This window comes from Glaciimonas sp. GG7 (genome assembly GCF_052976905.1).
Window position 1 is genome coordinate 1 of the sequence record NZ_JBRIIQ010000020.1, and the last position, 16,287, is coordinate 16,287.

General features: G+C 47.6%; 16 protein-coding genes. 2 read left to right on the forward strand and 14 right to left on the reverse strand.

What is annotated here, in order from left to right:
- Positions 1 to 351 precede the first annotated feature (351 nt).
- The 7 genes from ACVBEF_RS07140 to ACVBEF_RS07170 form a co-directional block, all read right to left on the reverse strand.
- On the reverse strand, positions 352 to 915 hold the full coding sequence (locus tag ACVBEF_RS07140) for a class I SAM-dependent methyltransferase (RefSeq protein ID WP_447123247.1): 564 nt from the start codon (positions 913 to 915) through the stop codon (positions 352 to 354).
- A gap of 30 nt (positions 916 to 945) precedes the next feature.
- Positions 946 to 2,148, reverse strand: a complete 1,203-nt coding sequence (locus ACVBEF_RS07145) for a tryptophan--tRNA ligase (protein WP_447123248.1) — start codon at positions 2,146 to 2,148, stop codon at positions 946 to 948.
- 36 nt (positions 2,149 to 2,184) lie between these two features.
- A complete protein-coding gene (locus tag ACVBEF_RS07150) occupies positions 2,185 to 2,874 on the reverse strand; it encodes a site-2 protease family protein (protein ID WP_447123249.1) in 690 nt (229 codons plus the stop codon).
- Between the two features lie 213 nt (positions 2,875 to 3,087).
- Positions 3,088 to 3,711: an L-threonylcarbamoyladenylate synthase gene (locus ACVBEF_RS07155; RefSeq protein WP_447123250.1), complete on the reverse strand. Its 624-nt coding sequence runs from the start codon at positions 3,709 to 3,711 to the stop codon at positions 3,088 to 3,090.
- A gap of 105 nt (positions 3,712 to 3,816) precedes the next feature.
- Complete coding sequence (gene htpX / locus ACVBEF_RS07160) at positions 3,817 to 4,701, reverse strand: protease HtpX (RefSeq protein ID WP_447123251.1); 885 nt, start codon at positions 4,699 to 4,701, stop codon at positions 3,817 to 3,819.
- A 241-nt stretch (positions 4,702 to 4,942) separates the two neighbouring features.
- Entirely contained in the window at positions 4,943 to 5,779 is an 837-nt protein-coding gene (locus tag ACVBEF_RS07165; protein WP_447123252.1) for a 3',5'-nucleoside bisphosphate phosphatase, read from the reverse strand.
- A 112-nt stretch (positions 5,780 to 5,891) separates the two neighbouring features.
- Positions 5,892 to 6,770 (reverse strand): alpha/beta fold hydrolase, encoded by an 879-nt coding sequence (locus ACVBEF_RS07170; protein ID WP_447123253.1) that lies wholly within the window; start codon positions 6,768 to 6,770, stop codon positions 5,892 to 5,894.
- Positions 6,771 to 7,051: 281 nt separating this feature from the next.
- Between ACVBEF_RS07170 and ACVBEF_RS07175 the strand changes: the two genes are divergently transcribed.
- Both ACVBEF_RS07175 and ACVBEF_RS07180 read left to right on the forward strand, forming a co-directional pair.
- Entirely contained in the window at positions 7,052 to 7,735 is a 684-nt protein-coding gene (locus ACVBEF_RS07175) for a TetR/AcrR family transcriptional regulator (RefSeq protein ID WP_447123254.1), read from the forward strand.
- Positions 7,736 to 7,754: 19 nt separating this feature from the next.
- Positions 7,755 to 8,336, forward strand: a complete 582-nt coding sequence (locus ACVBEF_RS07180) for an LOG family protein (protein WP_447123292.1) — start codon at positions 7,755 to 7,757, stop codon at positions 8,334 to 8,336.
- 73 nt (positions 8,337 to 8,409) lie between these two features.
- Here ACVBEF_RS07180 and ACVBEF_RS07185 read toward each other — a convergent pair whose 3' ends face one another.
- From ACVBEF_RS07185 to trpA, 7 genes are all read right to left on the reverse strand, one after another.
- On the reverse strand, positions 8,410 to 9,660 hold the full coding sequence (locus tag ACVBEF_RS07185; protein ID WP_447123255.1) for a cystathionine gamma-synthase family protein: 1,251 nt from the start codon (positions 9,658 to 9,660) through the stop codon (positions 8,410 to 8,412).
- Between the two features lie 95 nt (positions 9,661 to 9,755).
- Complete coding sequence (gene purF / locus ACVBEF_RS07190) at positions 9,756 to 11,267, reverse strand: amidophosphoribosyltransferase (RefSeq protein WP_447123256.1); 1,512 nt, start codon at positions 11,265 to 11,267, stop codon at positions 9,756 to 9,758.
- Between the two features lie 111 nt (positions 11,268 to 11,378).
- Positions 11,379 to 11,867 carry a CvpA family protein gene (locus tag ACVBEF_RS07195; RefSeq protein WP_447123257.1) on the reverse strand — a complete coding sequence of 163 codons (489 nt, stop codon included), beginning with the start codon at positions 11,865 to 11,867 and terminating at the stop codon, positions 11,379 to 11,381.
- Positions 11,868 to 11,974: 107 nt separating this feature from the next.
- Entirely contained in the window at positions 11,975 to 12,955 is a 981-nt protein-coding gene (locus ACVBEF_RS07200) for an SPOR domain-containing protein (RefSeq protein ID WP_447123258.1), read from the reverse strand.
- A gap of 71 nt (positions 12,956 to 13,026) precedes the next feature.
- Complete coding sequence (gene folC / locus ACVBEF_RS07205; RefSeq protein WP_447123259.1) at positions 13,027 to 14,355, reverse strand: bifunctional tetrahydrofolate synthase/dihydrofolate synthase; 1,329 nt, start codon at positions 14,353 to 14,355, stop codon at positions 13,027 to 13,029.
- A 90-nt stretch (positions 14,356 to 14,445) separates the two neighbouring features.
- A complete protein-coding gene (accD, locus tag ACVBEF_RS07210; RefSeq protein WP_447123260.1) occupies positions 14,446 to 15,318 on the reverse strand; it encodes an acetyl-CoA carboxylase, carboxyltransferase subunit beta in 873 nt (290 codons plus the stop codon).
- A gap of 130 nt (positions 15,319 to 15,448) precedes the next feature.
- Positions 15,449 to 16,246, reverse strand: coding sequence for a tryptophan synthase subunit alpha (gene trpA / locus ACVBEF_RS07215; protein WP_447123261.1), 798 nt, complete (start codon positions 16,244 to 16,246; stop codon positions 15,449 to 15,451).
- Positions 16,247 to 16,287 lie beyond the last annotated feature (41 nt).

A 16,287-nucleotide genomic window follows, 5' to 3' on the forward strand; every position in this document is an offset into this window, starting at 1 on the left:
TCTCCGACTCAGTAGTTCTATGCCGAGTACCACGGACAAGCACGAATCGATCAGTGTGCGTAGACTCGGCAAATCAAGGCTGCCGTCTGAATGCATGGGAGTAATGATTGCAACGATGCTACCTTGGATCATGATAGTAAGTACGAAAGTGGGAAAAGTCTGATTGTAGCGGATCGCCGTGACTATGGGGAAATTCCACCCGCATTTCAACTTAAATTACAAAGAAACTATTGACGATAATACTGACCGGAGACTCCAGCATTGGAGACGTAACCTTAGCAGGCTATTCGGATGTTGCCTAAGTAATCAGATGCCCGGTTCTCATCTAAATCTGATTAACAAAAATGACATTTAGTCGAGCCGTAAATGTGCTGACGAAGGAGTATTGCCTTTTATCGCACACAGCCGCTGCACCATTGCCGGTTTAGGTAACTCGACATAGCCATCTTCAAATGCCAGGACGTGCCAGGTATTTTGGCGATCAGTTGCCAACCACTGTAATAACTCCCCCTGCATTAGCAGGAAATGAGGATTTGTGGGCTTGCCAAACTGTTGATTACCGGCAGAAAAAGTCTCGTACAGTAGCACTCCTTGACCTGCAATGCTATTGAGTATCCATGGGACTAATGGACGATGTAAGTAATTCGTGACCACGATTCCAGCAAAACGCTGCGGCGGGAATAGTTCAGCCAAGGCAGCCTTATTACCTACTTCTAAATCAATTTGAAGCGTCGCAATGCCTTTTGCTGCAATGCCGCTAAGTGCATCGGCATTGCGATCTACCGCCAGTACTTGCTTGCCTGCGGATGCCAGTAATGCACTATGCCGTCCATCACCACAAGCGAGATCGAGTACTTGCCCCTCGGGAATAACGGGCAAAAAACGACTAACCCAGTTTGAAGCAGGCGAATCCATAGTCATAGCTTTGCAATCACGGTAAATAACCTAGTTGTAACCTAAACCCATAGCCTCACGTACGTCGCGCATGGTGTCCTGCGCCAATTTGCGCGCATGATCTGCACCATCGGCAACAATTGCACGCACCAGTGATGGATCGTCAAGATACTGTTGCGCGCGCTCATGCATAGGCTCTTGCTCTTTGATAATGGCATCAATGATGGGTTGTTTGCATTCCAGGCAGCCAATACCGGCAGAGCGGCAGCCTTTTGCAGCCCATTCCTGCGTCTCTGGATCGGAGTACACCAAATGAAATTGCCAGACAGGGCATTTAGTCGGTTCGCCCGGATCGGTGCGACGCACGCGTGCCGGATCTGTTGGCATAGTGCGCACTTTTTTAGTAACGACATCTTTATCGTCACGCAAGGCAATCGCATTACCGTAACTCTTGGACATTTTTTGACCGTCAAGACCGGGCAAACGTGATGCATCCGTCAATAGCGCCTGTGGCTCCGAGAGAATGAGTTTGCGACTTCCTTCGAGAAATCCAAATAGACGCTCACGATCGATCATGGATAGATTCTGTGCGTCGTCAAGCATCGCTTTCGCTTGCTCAAGCGCTTCTTCACTACCCTTCTGTTGAAAATCGATGCGCAGTTCGTGATAGAGCTTAGCGCGCTTACTGCCCAATTTTTTAACGGCATCCTGTGCTTTTTCTTCAAAGCCCTTTTCTTTGCCGTAAAGATGATTAAAGCGTCGTGCAATCTCCCGCATCATTTCAATGTGTGGAACTTGATCGTCACCAACCGGCACTTGGGTAGCGCGGTAAATCAACACATCAGCAGCTTGCAGCAATGGATAGCCAAGAAAACCATAGGTTGACAAGTCTCTGTCAGTCAGTTTTTCTTGTTGGTCTTTGTATGTCGGGACCCGCTCCAGCCAACCCAGCGGCGTAGCCATCGAGAGCAGCAAATGTAACTCTGCGTGCTCAGGCACCTTCGATTGAATAAATAATGTCGATTGCGATGGATCAACACCGGCGGCAAGCCAATCGACCAACATATCCCAGGTGCTACTTTCGATCTGACTAGGATCATCGTAATGCGTAGTCAGTGCATGCCAGTCAGCGACAAAGAACAGGCAAGGCAATTCGGATTGCAAGCGAACCCAGTTTTTCAAAGCGCCGTGATAGTGGCCAAGATGCAAAGCGCCCGTGGGACGCATGCCAGATACAACGCGATCAGGATACATAGTGAGATGTCAGAGTAGCAATTTAAAGGGTGCGCGTCAGTGTAAAAGCATCAGGAGGGGTGTGACGATCCATTGCAAAACAGTTGATGCGATGTTGATCAATGGCGTAATCCAGACTGCATACAGAGTAGGCTGATCACCGAACTGGGGCAACTTAATCAAGAGCAACGCCAGCACAATAAAAAAACCATAGGGTTCAATTTTGGCAAGTTTGTAGGCATATTTATGCGGCAGAAGGCTAAACAAAATGCGGCCTCCGTCTAATGGAGGCAGTGGAAATAAATTTAGTGCAAACAACACCAGATTGATGCGTATCCCTGCTTGCGCCATCATGATGAAGAAATTTCCCCGGTCTGCGCCAGAGCTGGCCAATCCTATAAATAACAACATCCAGCCTAATGCCATGACCAAATTAGCAGCCGGTCCGGCCAGCGCCACCCATGCCATATCGCGCTTGGGCTTGCGTAACTGGCCAAAATTGACTGGTACTGGTTTTGCATAACCAAACAGGAATGCACCGCCGGTGGAGAAGAACATCAACAACGGAATCAGAATGGTGCCGAATGGGTCAATATGCTTAACTGGATTAAGGCTCATGCGGCCAAGCATATAGGCAGTAGGATCGCCAAAGTATTTCGCCGCATAAGCGTGGGCGGCTTCGTGCAAGGTAATGGCAAAAAGGAGAGGCAATGCTAATACTGCAATAGTTTGAATTAGATCGTTCATTCGCGGAATTCTAACAGAGAGGAGCGCGCATGCCCGGGCAGATTCGGAGCAATTGACAAAAAATCATATATTGAAAAAAAATAGCCTTCAATGTTCACTGAAATAGGACTTACGCAAAATTGCCCTAGCAAGACAGACTGACAAAGACAGTACCCCTTGTACGGCCAGGCGGGCGTAACGCCGCTGGGGCGATTTTGCGTAAGTCCTATGAAATTACAAACCAAATAACCTGATATCACCGCGTCCTTGTCGGATCAATATTGGCTCATCTGCGGTCAGGTCTATCACGGTCGTCGGCTCAAGACTGCACGCACCACTATCAATCACCAACTCCACCTGCTTCTGTAGTTGATCGCGTATTTCGTCAGCCTCGGTAAGCGGCAAGCCATTGCCTGGCAGAATTAATGTCGTACCGATCAACGGCTGCCCTAACTCCTCCAACAAAGCTTGTACTACAACGCTCTCCGGCACCCTCAGACCGATTGTTTTACGGGAGGGATGACTGAGGCGGCGAGGCACTTCTTTGGATGCGCCAAGAATAAATGTATAAGGCCCCGGCGTCCCACTTTTTAATAGCCGAAATTGACGGTTATCAATCTTGGCATATTCTGAAATTTCACTCAGATCGCTACACAGTAGCGTCAGATGGTGCTTATCATCCACGCCGCGAATCCTACGCAGGCGTTCGACAGCGTCTTTATTATCCAGTTGGCATACCAACGCATAACAGCAATCCGTTGGCAAAGCGACGATACCGCCTGCTTGAATAATCTGTGCCGCCTGCTTGATTAACCGCAGTTGCGGATTATCAGGGTGAATATGAAAAAACTGGCTCATGACTCGCTAACTCTTTGAATATAAAAAATAAAAAACGGCGATAGCCATCAGACTACCGCCGCCCTGCCAAACTATTTGACAGTGCTCGCCACTGTTTTCAAATGGTTACAACGCTGTAACGTGTGGATTACGTAACGCCGCAATCCGTTGTTCAATTGGCGGATGGCTTGAGAACAAAGCCATAAATCCGGGCTTGTCGTTAATACCCATGGCTGCCATAGACTCTGGCAAAGAGGCCGCTTCACCACCACCTAAACGCGCTAATGCACGCTGCATGGGTAAGCTACTGCCCATCAGTTTCGCAGAACCGGCATCGGCGCGAAATTCACGATGACGCGAGAACCAAGCCACGATGAGTGAGGCTCCAATACCTAATACGATCTGAGAAACAATCACCGTGGCCATATAACCAATACCAGGCCCATCATTATTACCACGCGACAGGGCACGATCAACGGCATAACCGATTACCCGTGACAAAAATACAACAAAAGTATTCACAACACCCTGAATCAGGGTCATGGTAACCATGTCACCATTGGCGATGTGAGCAATTTCATGGCCCAGCACTGCCTCAACCTCTTCTTTAGTCATACTTTCGAGCAGACCAGTTGATACGGCAACCAAAGCAGAATTCTTAAAAGCGCCAGTCGCAAATGCATTTGGCTCACCTTGAAATACAGCGACTTCAGGCATGCCAATACCTGCACGCTGGGCAAGCTTTCCAACTGTGTCGATCAGCCACAATTCAGTCGAATTCGAAGGCGACTCAATGACGCGCGCGCCAGTGGAGCGTTTCGCCATCCATTTACTAATTAAAAGCGAAAAAATCGATCCAGCGAAGCCAACTATGAGCGAAAACACCATCAATTTTGGGATGTCGAGTCCGCTACGCGTCAGAAAACGATCCACGCCCAACAGCGATAGGACGATGCTCAACACCAACATGACTGCGATATTTGTGGCGAGGAACAGGAAAATACGTTTCATGCGCAAAACTCCTTAACGAAATGGGAAGCTTTACAGATAAGTCCGGTATTTAAAATTTCAAGGGGGCAACAATTGCGGTTGATAGACGATTCTATTTTACCGATCCTACCTAAGATGATGAGGACTTGTAGCGTTAGTTGGGATAACTTGTCTAATTTACGGGGAAATGTGCGCACCACTTGTAAAAACCAACTGACATAAATCACCCTGATTGTAATTGCACAAGAGTCCTAAAAGTGTCTTACAAAGCCCAGTTGTGCCAAACAGGCACTACGCCATTATGTAAAGGCGGCAACGCACCAAGATCAACCCTGGACTCACCTGGACTATGAAAGTCGGAACCTCGCGATCCCATAAAGCCATATTCAATCGCGATTTTGGCATATTGATCATACTGATCAGGCGTGTGGCTACCGGTATTGACCTCAATAGCGCTACCGCCTAATTGTTTGAACTCATCAAAAAATGCACTAAAGGCAACATCGCTCAAATTGTAGCGTCCAGGATGTGCGACCACTGCAATCCCGCCCGCGCCCAGTATCCATTTCACCGCCTGCGCAAGGCTCGCCCAACGATGCGGGACATAACCAGGCTTACCCTCCGTTAAAAAGCGGCGAAATACTTCGTGGGTATCGACACAACGGCCAATCTCGACCAAATAGCGTGCAAAGTGCGTACGGGAAATCAAATCGGGATTGCCTACATGCCTGAGTGCACCTTCGAATGCATCGGGGATCCCTGCAATGGCCAATTGCGCTGCCATATCGCGGGCGCGCCGTTCACGGCCTCCCCTTGTTGCTGCCAATCCCTGTACCAATTCTTGATTGGTTTCATCAATTTTCAAACCGACAATGTGAATGGTGTGACCAGCCCATGTTATCGAGATTTCTACTCCAGTCACAAAATGCAAATTGAGCGCATGTGCGGCAGCCCGCGCTTCATCAATACCACTAATCTCGTCATGATCAGTTAATGCCCATACATCAACACCGTTTGCTTTAGCACGTGCAGCAACCTGCGCCGGTGTCAGGATACCGTCGGAAATATTCGAATGACAATGGAGGTCAACATTTAACATCAAGGAGCATATTAAGAAATGAGAGTGAAGAGAAGATTGTACGCCCCTTGCCATCGTTTTGTTGCGAGTGCACATCTGGGTGTCGATAGCACTTTTCAAACATGGAGCAACATTACTCGGCTAAAAATTGCTCAATCGTCAAAGCTAACAATTCCGGCTGATCGTGATGCAACATATGCCCTGCATCAGCGATCGTTACCAGCCGTGCGTCAGCCAGGCATGCGACGCGTCGATCTATTTCCGTGCGCATGGCATCCTTCCCTCCCATCCATCGCGACATGTCAGTGTCGGCGGCTTCAACGCATAACACTGGAGCACTAATCTGCCGCCAGCAGGCAAGCATCTCCTCAACTCTAGGCAAAACAGGGTTGATCAACTTATGCGCAGGATCACCTAAAATTTCCCACTTCCCCGGACTACTCTCATTTGCCCAATGTTGGGCCAGGAAATCAGCGCGTTCATTTGAGAGTCTGGGATTATTCTTTTTCAAACGATGAGCAACTGCCGCCTTGCTTGAGTAAACATACATCATCGGTACTGTCCGTAATTCATTGAGCCACTTGGCGTAACGCTCAGGAGCTTGATCAGGAGCTGTCATTGCTGGACCGAACCCTTCGAGGTTAATGAATTTTTTTACGCGTTGCGGTTGTACGCCTGCATACAAGCTCCCGACGTATCCACCCATGCTATGGCCAAGTAAATTGACGGATTCTTCACCCGCGTAGTGTCGCAAAATGACGTCCAGGTCTGCCAGATAATCGGGAAACCAATACACATCTGCCAAGCTATTCTGAGTTAAGCCAAAGCCACGCCAATCTGGCGCGATGACATGCCAATTTTGTGCAAGGTTATTAATCAAAAATTGAAATGATGCTGACACATCCATCCAGCCGTGCAGCATAAATAGCAGCGGCGCCTCAGAATGCCCCCAGCATCGAATGTGATAACGCAGTCCGCGCACTTGAATAAAGTCCGATTGAGATCGTTTCATATTTAATAGAATGTATTAATAAATAATGGGAGTGACAGTGAATATAAACAAAGGTGAATAAATCGTTTCAGATAATCCTACACAAGAAACATAAAAATGTATTTATTAATCATACTTTCCATACAGTAAGTTTATGCCGGGCATCATACATAAAAGCAACATACGATTTGTTTTGCATGATTTTCATTATTTGTTATAGAAGCAATATACAATCTTCAGCAAATTAATTTCTTGAACTAATATAACTACCGCAATATAAAGATTTTCGGAAAGAAAAAATCATGGAACAAAAGGTGCCACGCCGTACGCGAGAAAAAATTCTGGAATTATCATTGCGACTTTTCAATGAATTCGGCGAACCCAATATCACCACTACCATCATTGCTGACGAAATGAAAATTTCACCGGGAAATTTGTATTATCACTTTCGCAATAAAGATGACATCGTCAATTCGATTTTTGTAACGTTTGAAGAATCGATGAGTCGCATGCTAAGCATTCAACAGAGTGCACGACCAACAATGCAAGACCTATGGAGCTACTTGCGTTTGATGTTTGAACTGATCTGGCGCTATCGTTTCTTTTACCGAGATTTGAGCGACTTACTATCGCGTAACCGTACTTTAGAGTTGCATTTCAAAGAGATTTTCGGCCATAAAATTAAGGTAGTAAAACAATTATGCCAAGCCCTTCAGTCAGACAATGCACTCGCAGTCAACTCAATTCAAATCGATGCCCTCGCAACAAATATGGTTGTTACTGCAAGTTACTGGCTGTCTTATCAATATGTATTGAACCCACGGCAATATACTGAGCATAAAGCGGTAGAAAATGCGCTCGCCAGCGGCTGTTATCAAGTATTGTCGCTGATGCATCCTTATTTGCGCGGCGCAAGTCTCGAACATTTTGAAGAGCAAACGGCCAAATATTGGGGTGAAAATGGCCGGGCCGTTCCTACAAATTAATACACCTCTTATTAAAAAAATGAAATCACTTTGCATTTATTGCGGCTCCTCTGCTGGGTCATCTCCACTTTATGCCGAGGCAGCGCGTTCGCTTGCGCAACATATGGTGTCCGAAAATATTGCACTTGTTTACGGTGGCGGGAATGTCGGACTGATGGGAATTATCGCAGATGAAGTCATCCGACTTGGCGGTATTGCCACTGGTGTTATCCCGACTGCGCTACTAGAAAAAGAGCTCGGACATAAAGGTTTGAGCAAACTCCATATCGTTAAAGATATGCATGAACGTAAAGCGATGATGGCGGAGCTATCAGACGGCTTTATAGCTATGCCCGGCGGCATAGGAACTCTGGAGGAGTTATTTGAAGTATTTACTTGGGCGCAATTAGGTTTTCATCAAAAACCGATTGGGCTATTAAATGTTGCTCATTTTTATGATGGATTGATTCAATTTATTCAACATATGGTAACGCAACGGTTTCTTAAGGCTGAACAAGCTGAGTTACTCATTCATGCGCCAGATAGTACTATCTTACTAAAACGCTTCAAGACATTTATTCCAAAAAATGTTACGAAATGGTTGGATCGCACTACGATTTAATATCGTTGCACTGATATATTAAAAAAGCCATGCACTTTTACTGTGCATGAATTTTTTAATATATAAAATATGATTATTTATCCAATGCTTGTTTAAAGTCTGTCACTAAATCGACAGTATCTTCAATACCAATGGATACCCTGATCAGGGAATCAGAAATCCCCATACCTGCACGCGCATCAGGACCCATTTCATAAAAAATGGTATGAGCAACCGGCAATACCAAAGTACGATTATCACCCAGGTGGGTCGCTGAAATACCCAATTTCATATGGTTAAGATAATCGAAACAATCAATCTCAGGCTGCAGCTCAAAGCTCAGTAAATAGCCGAATGACCGAAACAATTCACTCGCCAGGGCATGCTGCGGATGGGATTTTAAGCCGGGATAATGGACTGCGGCGACACGAGGATCAGCTTCCAGCATTTCCGCCACGGCGAGAGCATTAGCGCTGCTACGATCGATACGTAGCGCCATTGTTTCGGCACCTACAGCAATATGATGCGCAGCTTCGGGGCCAAGCGCAGCACCAAAGTCACGCAGGCTTTTTGCGCGAATCTGCGCCATGCCCCATTGCACAGGCTGGAGTTTTTTATAGGCAGGCAATATATGTGGATATTGGCTCCAGTTAAACAAGCCAGTATCAGTCAATGCCCCGCCAAGCGCATTCCCATGACCACCTATCGACTTGGTCAACGAATTGATGACCAGACTCGCCCCAACGACCTTCGGTTGAAATAAATAGGGCGACGTCATCGTGTTATCGACAACAAACAAAATCCCACGGGCACGACACAAAGCCCCTATGCGCTTCAAATCTGCAATCTGGGTGCGAGGATTGGCAATCGTTTCAACGAAAACCACGCGCGTGGTAGGTGTCAACGCAGATTCGACTTGGGCGACATCTGTTACATCTACCATCGACACAGCGATGCCCTGCCCTTGGATGGTCTGCCAAACACTGGCGGTATTGCCAAATAAGAACGCTGACGATACAAGGTGGTCACCAGCCCGTAACAGCCCCTGCACTACTGCACCAATCGCTGCCATGCCAGTCGCAAAACACATCGTGGCGTAACCAGCCTCCATCAGATTGACTTTATCTTCCAATGCAGACACTGTTGGATTGCCCTGACGGCCATAACGATACCCTTGCGCACGCCCCTGAAAAACCTCAGCCAACTGCCGCGCATCCTGATAGCCATACGTCACCGAGGTATGTACCGGCTTATGCAAAGAACCGTGCTCTATGGTTTTTTGACGGTCCCCATGGACTACCGTAGTAGTGAATCCGTAGCGTTGTTTATGTTCTGTATTGTTCATGCTCCACACCATTTCTAGTTTGTTCTATGCGAATAGAAATTGAATATGCCCGTATTAACGGGCATATTTTTAATCTCAATACAATCTCATCACAATTACTCGAAATTCGCCAGATTCAACTGGGAACGTACGCCATCTTCGACTTCCGCTTTTGGATTGTTACGAACGTATTCGATACGATCCAAATAGTCACGCGAGATGTCGCCAGTGATGTAGTTGCCGTCAAAACAAGAAGCTTCGAAGTTTTTCAAGGCTGGATTGACATCCGAAATTGAACGTTTCAGTGCATCAATATCCTGATACACCAAGGCGTCAGCCGTAATCTCACGGCAGACCTCTTCGTCAGTACGACCGTAAGCGATCAGTTCGCCACGCGTCGGCATATCAATTCCGTAGACGTTAGGAAATTTCACTGGTGGCGCAGCAGAGGCAAAAATCACGCGTTTTGCGCCAGAGTCGCGCGCCATCTGCACGATTTCACGACTAGTCGTACCGCGCACGATCGAATCATCCACCAGTAGTACCGTCTTGCCCTTAAACTCAGAACCGATAGCATTGAGTTTTTGACGTACCGACTTTTTACGTATCGCTTGTCCTGGCATCAAAAAGGTACGGCCGATGTAACGATTCTTGATGAAGCCTTCGCGGTATTCAATATTGAGTTTGAGTGCCAACTGAATTGCTGCAGGACGCGACGAGTCAGGAATCGGCATGACCACATCGATGTCACCACTTGAGAATTCACGTTTGATCTTGTCGGCCAAATACTCGCCCATTTTCAGGCGTGTGGCGTACACCGACGCACCATCAATGATCGAGTCGGGACGGGCCAGATAGACGAACTCAAAAGCACAAGGATTTAAGGTTGGATTATCGGCACATTGCTGGTTGTACAGATTGCCTTCGATATCGATAAAAATCGCTTCGCCAGGGACCACATCGCGCAAGAAGCGGAACCCCAAACCTTCGAGGGCGACAGATTCGCTAGCAATCACATATTCCGTACCTTTGTCGGTTTCATTGACGCCGATACACAGCGGACGAATACCGTATGGATCGCGGAATGCCAACAGGCCATGACCGGCGATCTGCGCAACTACCGCATAGGAACCACGCACCCGCTGATGTACTACGGCTACGGCTTTGAACAACGCATCAGGGTCAAGCGAATACCCAATAGTGGCTTGCTGGATTTCATGCGCTAGTACGTTGAGCAAGACTTCCGTATCGGAGTCGGTATTGATATGTCGACGATCGTTTTTGAACATCTCAATCTTGAGTTGTTCAGCGTTGGTCAGATTACCGTTGTGCGCCAAAATAATACCAAACGGGGCGTTGACGTAAAACGGTTGCGCTTCTTCCGCACTAGCACTGCCGGCGGTTGGGTAGCGCACTTGACCGATGCCGAAATTACCCGGCAAAGAGCGCATGTTGCGGGTCCGAAAAACGTCGCGCACTAAGCCATTGGCTTTGTGCATAAAGAATCCGTTACCCTGGTTGGTTGCAATTCCCGCAGCATCCTGGCCGCGATGTTGCAAAAGCAACAGTGCGTCGTAGATTAATTGATTGGCGGGGTTGTGAGAAGCGATGCCGACTATGCCACACATGGTGGACTCCTAAATAAAACAAATCCGAAACAAATTCAAGGAAGTAATACAAACGATACAAGTAGTACAAACAAGATCAAATACTGCAAATTCGAGAGGTAAACATGCACATTAAAACTTCACGTGTTGTGTAAATGCACCGGGGAGAAATAGCAAAGCCGTATTCGCTGCAGTGACCGCAAGCGGACTAAACACCGCGTCGCGCCAAAATTGCTGCTTCGGAATAGCGGTTGTACCGCAGACCAATACTGCCGCCAACACAATCACCAGTCCACGCGCCAATCCAAACAAACCACCTAAACCACGATCAGCAATGCTCAGACCGCTAGCCTTAATAAGTCCGTCTACCGCCATAGTTAGTAGCATCATTAATAATCTGATGCCGATAAACAGCGCTATAAAGGCGACAATCAACCGTGTTACAGCACCAGGAATAACTTCAGGAAGCAATGCTGCCAGACTTTCACCGTATGCGTTCGCAACGAAGAGCGCAACAATCCAACTTGCCAGAGACAAAATTTCCTTGACCAATCCGCGCATGGTGCTAATCAATATTGAGCAAATCAGCACAAACAATACTAGGTAATCAAAAATCGTCACGCTACTCTTCAACCTATTAAAAAAACATCTATCTTGATATTCGATGGGGATATTTAGTTGTATATCCAAACCAATCTGAATCTATATGAGACTGGTCTCTATTCATTTTAAGTGGGAATCAACGCACCGCTTAACCCCAGCGGGGCCAACTTGGTCCGCGCCTTTTCAGCCTCTTCTTTGCTAGCGAAGGGGCCAATCCGAATCCGGATGCGTTCGCCTGAAGACGTCTTTATTTTTTGGGTATAAGAATGAATTCCGGCGCTACTTAACTTTCCTTGCAATTCATCAACTTTTTCCTGCGAAGCCAAGGCCGCCACCTGAATGATAAATTTGGCTGACTTTTTTTCAGCCGATGACGGGCTTGGCACATTGTTGTGACCATTCAAAATGGCAGCAGCACGCGCCGAATCATCGGCTACCGGACTCACGTCATTGTCGTCAAGCTTATTGGCTCTGATATTGGCTTTCGGTGGAGGAATGGATTTTCGATCATCCTTCACTTTTGGCTTGCTTTCTGGTTTTACTATTGAATTGGGTTCTGTCTTGTTATCAGCCATTATTTGCGGAGCTGGGGCTGGTATTGCAGACGCTGCTGACCTGGAACCCGCAAGGTTAGTCACGCTTGGCTGTTGCTTTGTGGGAACCGCTGCCGTGCTTGCCGGATCAATAATCTCCTCCTGCTGATCAAGGCTATCGCCGGCGCTGGCAACACCCGATGCAGATGACACGGTAGCAGAGGCTGCAGCAGGGACAGCGGCCAAAGCAGCTTCAGAAGTGGAAGCAGGTTTGTCCCGTGAAGGAATCTGGATCGCAATGTCATTCGACAGAGGTTTAGGCTCCGAATCCAACACCATCGGCAATATGATCACCACTGCAAGGACTAACGCAATAGCCCCAACTAAACGACGGCGCGCACGTTTTTTTTCAGGAAGAACCGGATCGATGGCATCGTTTGATTTCTTGCCGGAATTTTTATCCTTCCGACTAGCGCGTATGCGGCTGGTGTCCTCTGTTGAGCGCGATTGATAGGCGCTCTGCTCAGCGTTAGGCTGAGGCTTTTTTTTACTGAAGAGAGAAAGCAAACCCATGCGATATCGATTTAATGTGAAAGTGGAATATAAAAATATTGACTGATTTGCACTATTTTCAGATCACATTGTCAGTGAAATCCGGCATTCCTGGCTTCCATCACGCCTGCAACTGTCAGGAAGGAGCCAAAGACCACAATTCTATCATTCTCACCCGCTCTACTCAGCGCATTTGCATAGGCTTCGGCAGGAGTGTTGAAACATTGCACAGTAGATTCCGCTGCAACGCCTTCTTGCGCCTTGACACCAGCCTCTTGCAAATGTTGTCTCAATTGTTCAGCCGTAGCAGCACGCGGCAATGGGAGGTCGGTCAGACACCAATGGTCAACTCGCCCCTTTAGCTGGGTCACGATACCGTCGATATCTTTATCCAACATGGCACCAAATATTCCGAAGGTATAAGGGTGGAAACCCATATTGTCCAGATTTTGCGCCAGCGTGGCAGATGCATGCGGATTGTGGGCAACATCCAACACAACCAATGGTTGTCCAGGCAATACTTGAAAGCGCGCCGGTAATTCAACCGTTACCAAACCAGTACGCACCTCTTGCGCACTCACCGGCAATTGCATGCGTAAAGCCTCCAAGGCCGCCAAAGCAGCAGAAGCATTCAGCAGTTGATTAGCACCGCGCAGACTAGGATAGCCCAGCGAATTGCGACGTTGTGTACGTCCCCCATAATTCCACTGCTGCTTGTCGCCCGTATAGTTAAAATCGCGGCCCAACAACCACAAATCCGCGCCGATTGTGTTGGCATGATCGATCAATGATTGGGGAGGCATAGGATCGCTGCAAATAGCGGTTTTTCCTGAGCGGAAAATACCAGCTTTCTCAAAGCCGATTTTTTCACGGGTATCGCCTAAATAGTCTGTGTGGTCAATATCGATGCTGGTCACGATAGCGATATCCGCATCGATGACGTTGACAGCATCCAGACGTCCGCCAAGCCCGACTTCGAGAATCACAACTTCCAGATTTTCAGACGCCAGTAAATGCATGATCGCAAGCGTAGTGAATTCAAAATATGTCAGGGAGACATCACCGCGATGCGCTTCAACCGCCTCAAAACTGGCAATCAACGCTTGATCCGAAGCCGACTCCCCGTTCAATTGCGCACGCTCATTAAAGTGTAAGAAATGCGGCTTGATATACAGGCCAACCTTATAACCGGCGCGCAGCAGCATCGACTCCAGCATCGCGCAGGTCGAGCCCTTCCCATTGGTGCCAGCGACCATGATGACCGGGCAAGCGAACTGTAGGTTTAGTCGTTCTTTGACTAGTTTGACCCGATCCAGTCCCATATCGATGGTTTTAAAATGGCGCGACTCAAGCAACGTTAGCCATTCATCAAGAGTGGTCGGTTTGTTTGGGATGGTTGGGGCGGTCAACGATGTGGACATTTAATACTCACTCAACAAAAAACAATAGCCCGGACAGCAAGCATTCGGGCTATTCAATATTACGCAATATTAATGAACGGTCACACAATATCAAGCAAGCGTTTCAGCCGGTTGATTTTGCAGCAAAGCTAACAAACGCGCGATTTCTTCACGCATTTTGCGACGGTCAACAATCATATCGACTGCACCTTTAGTAACCAGGAACTCTGAGCGCTGAAAACCTTCCGGTAGTTTCTCACGCACGGTATTTTCGATCACGCGAGGCCCTGCGAAGCCAATTAGCGCCTTCGGCTCTGCGATCACTACATCACCCATAAATGCAAACGAAGCAGATACACCGCCCATCGTTGGATCGGTTAGCACGCTGATATATGGCAATTTTTTTTCCGACAATTTAGTCAGCATCGAGGTAGTTTTCGCCATTTGCATTAACGACAGCAAACCTTCTTGCATACGAGCACCGCCAGTCGCCGTAATGCAGATAAACGGAACTTTTTGCTCCAAAGCGACTTGCGCACCACGAACAAAGCGTTCACCGACGACGGAACCCATGGAGCCCCCCATAAATTCGAATTCAAAACAGGCCACAACGACTGGCAAAGTCATAATGGCACCACCAAGCACAATCAAGGCATCCGTTTCGCCGGTAGCTTCCATTGCTGCTTTGAGGCGATCAGGATATTTTTTACTATCTTTGAATTTGAGCGTATCAATCGGCAATATTTCCTGGCCGATTTCGTAACGACCACCGGCATCCAGCAATGCATCGAGACGATCACGGGCGCGAATACGCAGATGATGACTGCATTTTGGACAAACATGAATATTCGATTCCAGGTCGGTCCGGTACAAAACCGCTTCGCAAGATGGACATTTAACCCAAAGCCCTTCAGGGATAGATTTGCGTGTCGCTGAATCGCTGCGCTGGATACGTGGGGGGAGTAGTTTTTCAAGCCAACTCATAGAGCGACCTCCTTGATATTTTTTTCTTGCCGAATTGTACCTTCAACCAAAAAACAGCGATAGTAAATCGCTGTTTGTCTGGTCAGGTCGCTCATAAGATTATCTATCAGATCATTTTTCAGCAGGCTAATTATTCGTCTAACGCTTTACGTATTCCACTAATAAATGTTTGCACAGCAACAACTGCATGTTCACGCGGTGTATTTTCCAGCTCTTGAATAATCCGGCTACCGATCACAACCGCATCGGCTACCTGAGCAACTGCTTTAGCCGTCGTAGCGTCACGAATTCCGAAGCCGACACCAATTGGTAATTTAACATGTTTTCGGATGGCAGCAATGCGCTCTGTCACATCACCAATATCGATATTGGCAGCGCCAGTGACACCTTTGAGAGAAACGTAATAAGCAAAGCCGCCGCCGACATTCGCGACCTGCTTGATGCGCTCTTCAGTGGAGGTCGGGGCCAGCAAGAAAATTGGATCCATGCCGTTGGCTCGCATTTTATGCGCAAACTCTTCGCATTCTTCCGGTGGATAATCAACAATGATAGTGCCATCCACGCCCGCCTCTTTCGCAGCACTGATAAAAACATCCACGCCCATGCGTTCGAGCGGATTGGCGTATCCCATCAACACTACCGGAGTATGCATATTGGTCTGGCGAAACGTGTGCACATAACCTAATACATCACGTAAGCTGACATTGAACTTAAGCGCCCGTTCACATGCACGCTGGATTACGGGACCTTCGGCCATCGGATCAGAAAATGGAATGCCCAACTCCAAAATGTCAGCACCACCTGCTACCAGTGCGTGCATTAAAGGGATAGTCATTTCGGGATCAGGATCACCTGCGGTGATAAAAGGAATGAGGCCTTTTTTATTATTTGCGGCCAGTGCAGCCAATGTTGTCTGAATTCGTGACATGGTTTGTCTTATTTAAATATTATATTCATGGCCAATTGCGT

Bases quoted from the DNA above. Each gene is read 5' to 3' on its own strand.
- ACVBEF_RS07140 (WP_447123247.1), bottom strand. From the start codon at position 915: ATGGATTCGCCTGCTTCAAACTGGGTTAGTCGTTTTTTGCCCGTTATT.
- ACVBEF_RS07145 (WP_447123248.1), bottom strand. From the start codon at position 2,148: ATGTATCCTGATCGCGTTGTATCTGGCATGCGTCCCACGGGCGCTTTG.
- ACVBEF_RS07150 (WP_447123249.1), bottom strand. From the start codon at position 2,874: ATGAACGATCTAATTCAAACTATTGCAGTATTAGCATTGCCTCTCCTT.
- ACVBEF_RS07155 (WP_447123250.1), bottom strand. From the start codon at position 3,711: ATGAGCCAGTTTTTTCATATTCACCCTGATAATCCGCAACTGCGGTTA.
- htpX (WP_447123251.1), bottom strand. From the start codon at position 4,701: ATGAAACGTATTTTCCTGTTCCTCGCCACAAATATCGCAGTCATGTTG.
- ACVBEF_RS07165 (WP_447123252.1), bottom strand. From the start codon at position 5,779: ATGTTAAATGTTGACCTCCATTGTCATTCGAATATTTCCGACGGTATC.
- ACVBEF_RS07170 (WP_447123253.1), bottom strand. From the start codon at position 6,770: ATGAAACGATCTCAATCGGACTTTATTCAAGTGCGCGGACTGCGTTAT.
- ACVBEF_RS07175 (WP_447123254.1), top strand. From the start codon at position 7,052: ATGGAACAAAAGGTGCCACGCCGTACGCGAGAAAAAATTCTGGAATTA.
- ACVBEF_RS07180 (WP_447123292.1), top strand. From the start codon at position 7,755: ATGAAATCACTTTGCATTTATTGCGGCTCCTCTGCTGGGTCATCTCCA.
- ACVBEF_RS07185 (WP_447123255.1), bottom strand. From the start codon at position 9,660: ATGAACAATACAGAACATAAACAACGCTACGGATTCACTACTACGGTA.
- purF (WP_447123256.1), bottom strand. From the start codon at position 11,267: ATGTGTGGCATAGTCGGCATCGCTTCTCACAACCCCGCCAATCAATTA.
- ACVBEF_RS07200 (WP_447123258.1), bottom strand. From the start codon at position 12,955: ATGGGTTTGCTTTCTCTCTTCAGTAAAAAAAAGCCTCAGCCTAACGCT.
- folC (WP_447123259.1), bottom strand. From the start codon at position 14,355: ATGTCCACATCGTTGACCGCCCCAACCATCCCAAACAAACCGACCACT.
- accD (WP_447123260.1), bottom strand. From the start codon at position 15,318: ATGAGTTGGCTTGAAAAACTACTCCCCCCACGTATCCAGCGCAGCGAT.
- trpA (WP_447123261.1), bottom strand. From the start codon at position 16,246: ATGTCACGAATTCAGACAACATTGGCTGCACTGGCCGCAAATAATAAA.